Raw genomic sequence first — 8248 nt, 5'->3', positions numbered from 1 at the left:
CAGTTCCAGAATCCCGCAGCACCAGCCGGGAACCGATCCCATTCGGCGACCGGCACGTCGCGAACTACCGGGCAAACGTTGCCCGACACAGCGCTAGCTAGATGGTTGAGCCCAAGGGGTCCCTGCGGGCATGAGCTGAGCCTTCGACCACTGAACGCCGGGCCGGTCTCTTTCTGTCAGCGTTCGTAGAGGCCGTCGAGGCGCGCTCGGGCCAGGACTTCGCCGGTCGCCGAGGCGATCACGGCGCGGGGCTTGGCTTTGTCGAGCGCGCCGCCGTCCGCGGTTTCGGTGATGGCTTTCCCGAGGGCGAAGAGCTGGAAGACGTAACGGTGCGGGCCGTGACCCTTGATCGGGCCGGGGCCGTGGTAGCCGCGGCCGATTTGCGATCGGAGGGGTCGGGTCCCCGCGGCGGGGCTCTTCGCGGTGAGGGCGCCCTCGGGCAGTCCTTCCAGGGCCGGGTCGATCAGCGCCACGCAGTGGACGGCCGGTGCGCTGGTCGGGGCGTCGACGTCCTCGACGACGAGCAGGAGCTGGGCCGTGCCTTCGGGGACGCCGGTCCAGGCCAGCGCGGGGGAGCGGTCCTTGCCGCCGACCAGCTTTCCGGCGTGGAGCTTGGGAATGTCGCCGTTGTGGGCGAAGGCCGTGCTCTTCAGTTCCAGCGTGTCGGGCCCGGCCAGGGCGGGGAGGTTCCAGGCCAGCTTCGCATCGCCGGCGCGCTTGTTCTTGAGCAGGGTTCCCAGTATCGCCATGGTCGCTTCCTTGTCGGGTCCGCCACAACTGCGATCGTCGTTCGCAGTAGCCGCGGGCTACCATACCTACTGCAAACAGCGTTCGCAAAGGAGACTCGCAAAGGAGACTCGCTTGGCCGTCAGCATCTGGCTCCGCCCGGAGCGCACCGGCCGGGGCCCGTCCCCGGCCTTCGACCGGGGACGCATCGCCGCGGCGGGGGTGGCACTGGCCGACGCCGACGGTCTGGCCGCGGTGACGATGCGGGCCGTGGCCGACTCCCTGGGCGCGGCGCCGGCGTCGCTGTACCGCTATGTGGCGACGCGGGACGAGCTGCTGGAGTTGATGGTCGACCAGGTCAACGGGGAGGTCTCGTACGACGGACTCGGCGCCGGCGACTGGCTCGAAGACCTGCTGGCGCTGGCTCGTGAGGCCCGCGAGAGGTACCGCGCCCATCCGTGGCTTCTCGACGGGATCGAGGCGAAGATTCCCCTCGGGCCACGGGCCACGGACTTCCTGGAGCACGCGCTGGCGGCGTGCGCAGCGGCGTCGGTGGAGCCGGAGACGGCGATCGAGGCCGTCGCCGTCATGCTGGCCCTCGTCGGGGCTTTGACGCGAGCCGAGCTCGGACGGCGGGCCATCGGGCTGACGGATTCGGAGCGGCGGCAGGCCAAATCAGAGTATGCCGCGCAGATAGTGAAGGCCGGCGATCATCCGCATGTGGCGGCGGCGTTGGCTTCGCGGGCTACCGGGAAGGCGACGGATCCCGACGCGCAGTTCGATCGCGTCGTGACGCGGGTACTGATCGGCCTGCTCGGCGGACGGTAGATCGAGGCGACAGACCGGTGGGTGACCTGTGGGTGACCTGTGGGTGGCATGGCGCACGCCGATGATCATGGCGACACTCACGGCGCCGTCGCCGTCGCGACCACGGTTCGCCGCGGGCGCAGCGTGAAGCTGATGCCCAGCGCGAGCGCGGTGACGACGGCGCCGATCCAGGCCGCGGCGGTGAAGCCCTCGTCGGCGGGGAACAGGGCACCGGGGTTCGTGTGCGCCGCGAGCAGCAGGGCGCTGAGGGTGCTGCCGAGCGAGAACCCGATGCTGCGCACGACCTGGTTGACGCCCATGGCGCTCGCCGTCTCCCGCGCCGGCGTCACCTCGAGGATCACGGCGGGCATGGCCGCGGAGAACGCCCCGACGCCGAGCCCGAGCAGCGTCATCGACACCAGCGGCCCGGCGATCGTGCCGCGCGCCACGGCGAACAGCGCGAACGCCGCGATCACGACAGCCGTCGCCGCGGTGACCAGCGCCGCCGCCGACAGCCGGGCCCGCAGCCAAGGACTGAGCCGCCCCGCGACGAACCCGACCACCGAGAACGGGACCAGGAACAGCCCCGCGGTGAAGGTGCTCAGGCCGAATCCGTACCCGGCGACCCGCGGCGTCTGCACATACCGCGTGATGCACGACAGCAGCAGATACATCCCGACCCCGGCTACCAGCATCGCCGCGTTCGCCCCGGCGACCGCCCGGTGCCGCAGGAGCCGGAGATCGACCAGCGGCGTGGGGAGCGCGCGCTCGCGCAGCGTCCAGGCGCCCAGCAACACCAGTCCGGCTGCGATGCCGCCGACCGCCAGCGCCAGGTGATGCTGCCAAAGACTCGCCTCACCGAGGACCAGCAGCAGCACCGACACGCTGGCGGTGAGCAGCAAGCTGGCCGCCGCGTCGGGTGCCGGGGCGACCGGCTGATTCGAAGCCGGGAAGAAGCGGAGGGCGGCGAGGAAGGCGAGAGCCGCCAGGCCGAGCGCGGCCGCGTAGGCGAGCCGGATCCCGCCGACGTCGGTCAGATAGCCGGCCAGCGGATAGCCGAAGCCGACACCGGCCGTCGATGCCACGGAGATCATCGCAATAGTCGACGCGGCCCGTGCCTTGGGCAGGTGCTCGCGGGCCGAAGCCATCATCAGCGGACCCAGCGCCAGGCCACAGCCCTGGGCCGCGCGTCCCACCAGCAGCACGCCGAACGGCAGCGGCAGGACTGTCAGAACACTGCCGGCGACGATGACGCCGAGCGTGCCCAGCACCACGGGGCGGCGGCGCGCGCCGGAGCCGAGGCGGCCGAGTACGGGGGTTGACACGGCGCCGGTGAGGAGGGACACGGTCAGCGTCCACTGCGCGGCGGCGAGCGAGACGTGCAGCGTGGTCGCCACGCTGGTGATCAGCGGGCCGCCGACGCTGCCGACGACCGCCATGACCACGCCGATCAGGAGGAGGGCGCGGGGGAGGGAGTTCTCGCGAGAGTCCCCCTGGGAGTTCCCTGGGGTGTCCCCTTGGGCGTTGCCCTCGGAGGAGGTCATCGGTTGGTCTCGTCGGTGATGTGGGTGAACAGGCCCGGCTGGATCCGGGTGCGGACGCCCAGCGCCCACGGTTCGTCGTCCACCTCGCGCACGGCCAGCGCGGCGCCGTTGTTGAGCAGCATCCCGAAGGCCAGGAACGTCTTCACCGTCACCGGATCCAGCCCGGTCGTGCCCGAGACTAGCTCCCACATGCCCGCGAAGCTCTCGCGCACCGCGTCCCGCACCTCCGGATCGCTCGCCGCGGCGAAGCCCTGGAGCTGGAGCAGGAGCGCGGTCCGGTCGGTGAGGAGCGCGTCGTAGGTCTGGCCCATCGCCGACAGCGCGGCCAGGCCGCCGCTGTCGCCGGCGGCGGTGCGCATAGCTTCGGTGAGCTGGCCGAACGCCGCGCGCACGACCTGGATGAAGAGGTTCTTCTTCGACCCGAACAGCCGGAACACGTAGGCCTGCGTGATCCCGGCGCGGCGCGCGATGGCCTCGGTCGACGTGCCGTGCAGCCCGCCGAGCGCGAACTCCTCCGCGGCGATCGCCAGGATCTGGGCCCGGCGCTCGTCGGCGGTCATCTTGCGCGGTGATGGGGGTGCCATGCTGGCATGTTACTACTCACTAACAAGTAACTAACCGAGGGGCGAGGAGGTGCGATACGGCGTGAGGAGGGGGAGGATGGACAGTGATCCGTCGGCGGGCACCTGAAGAAGGTGACGCTATGCGCGCCCGGTTCATCGCGGTGGTTGTGGTGCTGGGGTTCAGCGCGGGCGCTTGCGCGTCCGCCACGACCGGTTCGGCGGGCCAGCCGAGTGCCTCGCCGTCGCCGACCTCGACCTCCTCGACCTCCTCGACACCCTCGACATCCCCGCACTCGACCACACCGGCCCCGGCCCCCGCGCCGACCGTGACGCAGACGGTGCGGGTCCCGGTCGTCGTGCCGACCCCCACCGCGCAGGATCCGGCAGCCGTGGTCTCGGCGTTCTACGCGGCGATCAACGCCCAGGACTACGCCACGGCCTGGAAGCTGGGCGGCGACAACCTCGGCTTCACCTACAGCGACTTCGCCGCAGGCTTCGCGGGCACCGCCCACGACACCCTGACCATCACCGGCGAGCAGGGGAACACGGTCGACATCCACCTCGCCGCGTTGCAGGACGACGGGTCGACGAAGGTCTATGACGGGTACTACGTGGTCGGGAACGGTCAGGTGGTGGAGGGGCGCCTGACTCAGACCGGCACCATCTCGCCGATATCTCCGTGACCTGTGTCCTCGAATCGGGCGCCGATAGCTCCGATAACAGCACTAACGCAGTGCTTTGTGCATGTGGTGGCGATCCCGTCCCGCAGATCGGCTTCGACCCCCGCCGCGGCGATGTGGTCGGGGCCGTAGTCGCCGGCCGTGAACGCGAACTCGGTCAGGGTCGGCTGCGGCATGCCCGTCAGGGCAGCGGAGGGTGATCCATTGTGCTGCGCAGCGTGTGCGCGGTGACGAGCCGGGGAGCAGGCGGCGCGGTCCACTCGATCAGGTACCGCAGCTGTAGCGTCCGGCGCCAGCGCGCTCCGGGCAGCGCCTCCAGCGCCGTGGTGCGGGCTTGGGTCCACGAGGGGATGGCGTCGAAGCTGACCGGCATGCCGTCCGGGCCCGAGGCGCCGCCGTGGGCGAGTCGGATGGTCTGGACCAGCGGCATCTGGGCGGCGGCGATCAGCCAGTCCAGGGCCGAGCGGCTCATCGCCAGGCCGGCCACCGCCAGCCGGCCGCCCGGCTCCAGCAGGGACGCCATGGTCTGCAGTGCCGCTTCCGGGTCCATGTGGTGCAGCGCGGCGACCGAGGTGACGAAGCTGAACGAGCGGCGGGGGAGGACGCCGTCGCGGACCGCCGCCAGGAAGTCCGCCTCGACCACCTCGACGTCCAGGCCCGCGGTGCGCCGCCGGGCCTGCTCGGCCATCTCCGGCGAGGTGTCCAGGGCCACGACCCACTTCGCCCGTGCCGCCAGCTTCTGGGCCAGCAGGCCGTCGCCGCAGCCGATGTCCAGCGCCGAGCGGCAGTTCGGCGGCATCGCGCGCAGGATGCGGGCGTGGTGCGCGACGTTGAGGTTCCAGTAGTCCGTCACATCAGGTCAGACGCGGTTTGTCCAACAATCGGTTCAGCATGCCGTGTAACAACCGCGGTTACCGGAAGCGCACCAGGATCCGTCCGGCGTTGTTCGGGTCCTCCTCGATCCGGGCGTACAGCCGGCGCAGTTGCTGTTGGTTGAGGAACGCCAGGACCCGGCGCTTCAGGGTGCCCGAGCCGCGGCCCGGGATGATCTCCAGGACGTCCACGCCGGTCGCCGAGCAGCGGAAGAGGGCTTGCTGGACGGTGCGGTAGATGGCGCGGTCGTCGCGGAAGACGCCGTGCAGGTCGAGGGTCTCCATCGCGGCGGCCTTCCGGGTGGTCGGTGGCGGGGTGGCCAGGCGGACGTTGCTCCGGTGGCGTCCATCGTCCCGCATCGGGTCCCCGGGACCAACCGCCGCCGACTCCGGCGAGGGGCGGCTGGGCGGGAACAGGTTGGACCTGAAGCTGAACGTGAATCCGCAACCCTCAACCTCGACGTGAGGCTGATCACCGGCGCAACCTTCAACCCGATCTTGAACCAGGGCCTTGACCTGGGTCGGGAACCAGGGTCTTGACCCGGACGGCGCCGTGGGGTTGCCCGCGGCGCCCCGGCTGCGAGCCTGGGCATATGTCTGAACAATCTGCCGCTGCCGGCCGCCCCCGGATCCTGTTCATCGTCAGCAGCGCGCACCAGCTGACGATGAAGGACGGCACGCTCCTCACCACCGGCTTCTGGGCCGAGGAACTGCTGGTGCCCTACCACGCCTTCACGCAGGCCGGGTTCGACGTCAAGTTCGCCACCCCGGACGGCCTCGTCCCGCAGCCGGACCCCCGCAGCCTCACCGCCCAGGACGGCGCCGACCTGGACCACATCCCCGACCTGCGCACGCCGCTGGTCCTGGACGACGTCGAGGCGGGCGGCTACGAGGCGGTCTTCGTCCCCGGCGGCCACGCCCCGATGGAGGACCTGGCCACCGACCGCGTGGCCGGCCAGCTGATCACCCAGGCACTCGCCGCCGGCCAGCCGGTCGGCGCCGTCTGCCACGGCGTCGCCGCGCTGCTGGCCGCGCGGCGCGATGACGGGACGCCGACGGTGTCCGGGTATCGGGTCACGGGATACACCGATGAGGAGGAGCGGCAGGGCGGGCTTGCCGACAACATGCGGTACTTGTTGGAGGACAGCCTGGTGGAGCTGGGGGCCGACTTCATGGAGGGGCCGGCGTTCCAGCCGCATACGGAGACCGACCGGAACTTGCACACCGGGCAGAATCCGCAGTCTTCGGGGCGGATTGCCGCCGATATGTTGGAGGCGCTGGGGCGGTAGAAGTGCTTCGGCAGCACTTCAATACCGCGGCACCTCAACCGCGGCACCTCAATACCGCAGTACCCCCGCCACCCCGGCGGCATCGCTCAGCGTCCCGTCCGGCACGAACAGGACGAGCGCCCCGCTCTCCGCGGCGTCCTCCACCAGCTGTTCGACGATGTCCGTCGCCACGCCCGGCTCCGGCGGCTCGAAGTCCTCCTTCGGCTGGGGCAGGGTGACCGGCTCGGGGTAGGGCACCGTCGTCAGCTCGCGGCCGTCGGCGTCGGTCTTGCCGGCGATCAGGAGTCCTTCCTCGACCAGCAGGCGGTGTACGCGCTTGTCGGCGACCGCCGTCCAGACCTCTGCCGGGCCGCCGACGTACTTGTTCTGGGAGCGGGCGTCGGCCAGCTCGTTCACCGCCTCGGCGACCTGCTCGGCACGGTAGGCCTCGACGGTCGGGGCGATGCGGCGGGCCAGGTCGGCGGGGGTGTCCGTGTCCATGCCGGTGAGGGGGAGGGTGCCGGCGAGGTGGTCGCCGTGGGTGGTGAGGCCCAGGAAGGCCGCGAGGATCTTGTCCCCGCCGATGACGAACACCGGCAGGCCGTCGTGGGCCTTGAGGGCGCGGCCGAGGTTCTTGTCGACGATGCGCAGGTACTGCTTCACGTACTCCTCGTGTCCCTCATAGGGCTGGGCCCGCGGGATCGGGCCGGGGACGGCGTCCTCGGGGGACGGGATGGCCGGCGCGTCGGGGAAGCCGTAGGCCTTCACCTCATGGAGGCGGGTGGCGGTGCCGCGGAACAGGCGGCACATCTCCTGGTCCAGGACCAGTACCAGGTAGGGCCACGAGCGCTGCTCTGCGGCAGCCAGGTAGCGGGTGAGGTAGCGGTCGGCGAACTCGGCGCGGGGCAGGACCTCGGCGTCGGTGGGGACCTGCCAGACCTGCGTCGGTTCCGCGGCGCTGAGGTAGACGACCAGCTCCCCGGCAGGAATACCGGGGTCGACCAGGTCGGCGATGGCCTCCGGGGAGAGCTTGTGGTCGCGCAGCGCCAGCCGCACCTCGCGCTCGACGTCCGGATCCTCGGCCAGCTGCCGCTGCGCCTCGGTGCACAGCCCGCGCAGCAGGATGCGGTCCTTCTCGCTGAAGGGCGCCTTCGGGTCGGCCGGCATGACCAAGGTGATCGCCGGATACGGACGCGGGGCGCGCAGCGTGGCCAGGGTCTCGGGCGTCAGTTCGGAGATGTCCACCTGGCCACTGTCGCCCCGGTGGCCGGTGGCTACCTGCCGCTGAATCCATTCGTGTGGTTGTTCGGCCGGGCGCTCAGCCGAAGTCGGGGGTGGCGAAGGCCCGCGCTACTGCGCCGCGACCGTCGTCGCCTCCGGCGCCTGCGCCGTCACCACGTTCGACTCCGGCCCGGCCTCCTGCCTCGACCGCTCGATCGTCACCTTCAAGTTCTTCATCAGCGGCTGGTCGCTCTGCGCGCTGAAGTCCTTGATCCCGACCAGCACGTTCATCTCGGGCATGTACCCGGCGGCGCAGCCGCGGGGGATGTCGTACTGGACGGCGAGGAAGCGGTTCAGCGTGCGCTGGGAGCCGTCCTTGGACGTGGCTGTGATGTCCACCGGATCGAACTGCGCGAGGCCCCGCTCGCGCATGTCCTTCTGGTTCATGAACACCAGTGTCCGCAGGTTCTTGATGCCGCGGTAGCGGTCGTCGTCGCTGTAGATGGTGGTGTTCCACTGGTCGTGCGAGCGCATCGTGCCCAGCAGGAGGGTGCCGGGGGCGGGGAT

11 protein-coding genes are annotated in these 8248 nt (G+C 70.9%); 3 read left to right on the top strand and 8 right to left on the bottom strand.

Features of this window, described 5'->3' with window-relative positions:
- Positions 1-176 precede the first annotated feature (176 nt).
- Positions 177-749, bottom strand: coding sequence for a YbhB/YbcL family Raf kinase inhibitor-like protein (locus KGQ19_RS45680; protein ID WP_212021381.1), 573 nt, complete (start codon positions 747-749; stop codon positions 177-179).
- A gap of 112 nt (positions 750-861) precedes the next feature.
- Between KGQ19_RS45680 and KGQ19_RS45675 the strand changes: the two genes are divergently transcribed.
- Positions 862-1554 carry a TetR/AcrR family transcriptional regulator gene (locus tag KGQ19_RS45675; protein WP_212021379.1) on the top strand — a complete coding sequence of 231 codons (693 nt, stop codon included), beginning with the start codon at positions 862-864 and terminating at the stop codon, positions 1552-1554.
- Positions 1555-1631: 77 nt separating this feature from the next.
- Here the strand turns inward: KGQ19_RS45675 and KGQ19_RS45670 are convergent, their stop codons facing one another.
- Both KGQ19_RS45670 and KGQ19_RS45665 read right to left on the bottom strand, forming a co-directional pair.
- Complete coding sequence (locus KGQ19_RS45670) at positions 1632-3077, bottom strand: MFS transporter (RefSeq protein ID WP_230420449.1); 1446 nt, start codon at positions 3075-3077, stop codon at positions 1632-1634.
- A complete protein-coding gene (locus KGQ19_RS45665; RefSeq protein ID WP_212021384.1) occupies positions 3074-3637 on the bottom strand; it encodes a TetR/AcrR family transcriptional regulator in 564 nt (187 codons plus the stop codon). The genes KGQ19_RS45670 and KGQ19_RS45665 overlap by 4 nt, the downstream gene beginning before the upstream one ends.
- Before the next feature lie 143 nt (positions 3638-3780).
- Between KGQ19_RS45665 and KGQ19_RS45660 the strand changes: the two genes are divergently transcribed.
- On the top strand, positions 3781-4323 hold the full coding sequence (locus KGQ19_RS45660; RefSeq protein WP_212021377.1) for a hypothetical protein: 543 nt from the start codon (positions 3781-3783) through the stop codon (positions 4321-4323).
- Here the strand turns inward: KGQ19_RS45660 and KGQ19_RS45655 are convergent.
- The 3 genes from KGQ19_RS45655 to KGQ19_RS45645 are packed head-to-tail and all read right to left on the bottom strand — an operon-like array spanning position 4290 to position 5552.
- Positions 4290-4496, bottom strand: a complete 207-nt coding sequence (locus KGQ19_RS45655; RefSeq protein WP_212021375.1) for a hypothetical protein — start codon at positions 4494-4496, stop codon at positions 4290-4292. The two genes, KGQ19_RS45660 and KGQ19_RS45655, sit on opposite strands and share 34 nt — an antisense overlap.
- Before the next feature lie 5 nt (positions 4497-4501).
- Positions 4502-5173 (bottom strand): class I SAM-dependent methyltransferase, encoded by a 672-nt coding sequence (locus KGQ19_RS45650; protein ID WP_212021372.1) that lies wholly within the window; start codon positions 5171-5173, stop codon positions 4502-4504.
- A gap of 58 nt (positions 5174-5231) precedes the next feature.
- A complete protein-coding gene (locus tag KGQ19_RS45645; RefSeq protein ID WP_230420447.1) occupies positions 5232-5552 on the bottom strand; it encodes a Smr/MutS family protein in 321 nt (106 codons plus the stop codon).
- Between the two features lie 233 nt (positions 5553-5785).
- Between KGQ19_RS45645 and KGQ19_RS45640 the strand changes: the two genes are divergently transcribed.
- Positions 5786-6481 carry a type 1 glutamine amidotransferase domain-containing protein gene (locus tag KGQ19_RS45640; protein WP_212021370.1) on the top strand — a complete coding sequence of 232 codons (696 nt, stop codon included), beginning with the start codon at positions 5786-5788 and terminating at the stop codon, positions 6479-6481.
- Between the two features lie 48 nt (positions 6482-6529).
- Here the strand turns inward: KGQ19_RS45640 and KGQ19_RS45635 are convergent, their stop codons facing one another.
- Together KGQ19_RS45635 and KGQ19_RS45630 are read right to left on the bottom strand one after the other, a co-directional pair.
- Positions 6530-7705: a baeRF3 domain-containing protein gene (locus KGQ19_RS45635; protein ID WP_212021369.1), complete on the bottom strand. Its 1176-nt coding sequence runs from the start codon at positions 7703-7705 to the stop codon at positions 6530-6532.
- Between the two features lie 105 nt (positions 7706-7810).
- The coding region (locus KGQ19_RS45630) for a molybdopterin dinucleotide binding domain-containing protein (protein WP_307856713.1) at positions 7811-8248 on the bottom strand (438 nt) is incomplete at its 5' end.

This window comes from Catenulispora pinistramenti (assembly GCF_018274385.1).
GTDB classification, from domain to species: domain Bacteria; phylum Actinomycetota; class Actinomycetes; order Streptomycetales; family Catenulisporaceae; genus Catenulispora; species Catenulispora pinistramenti.
This window is presented reverse-complemented; position numbering and strand designations above follow the sequence as displayed.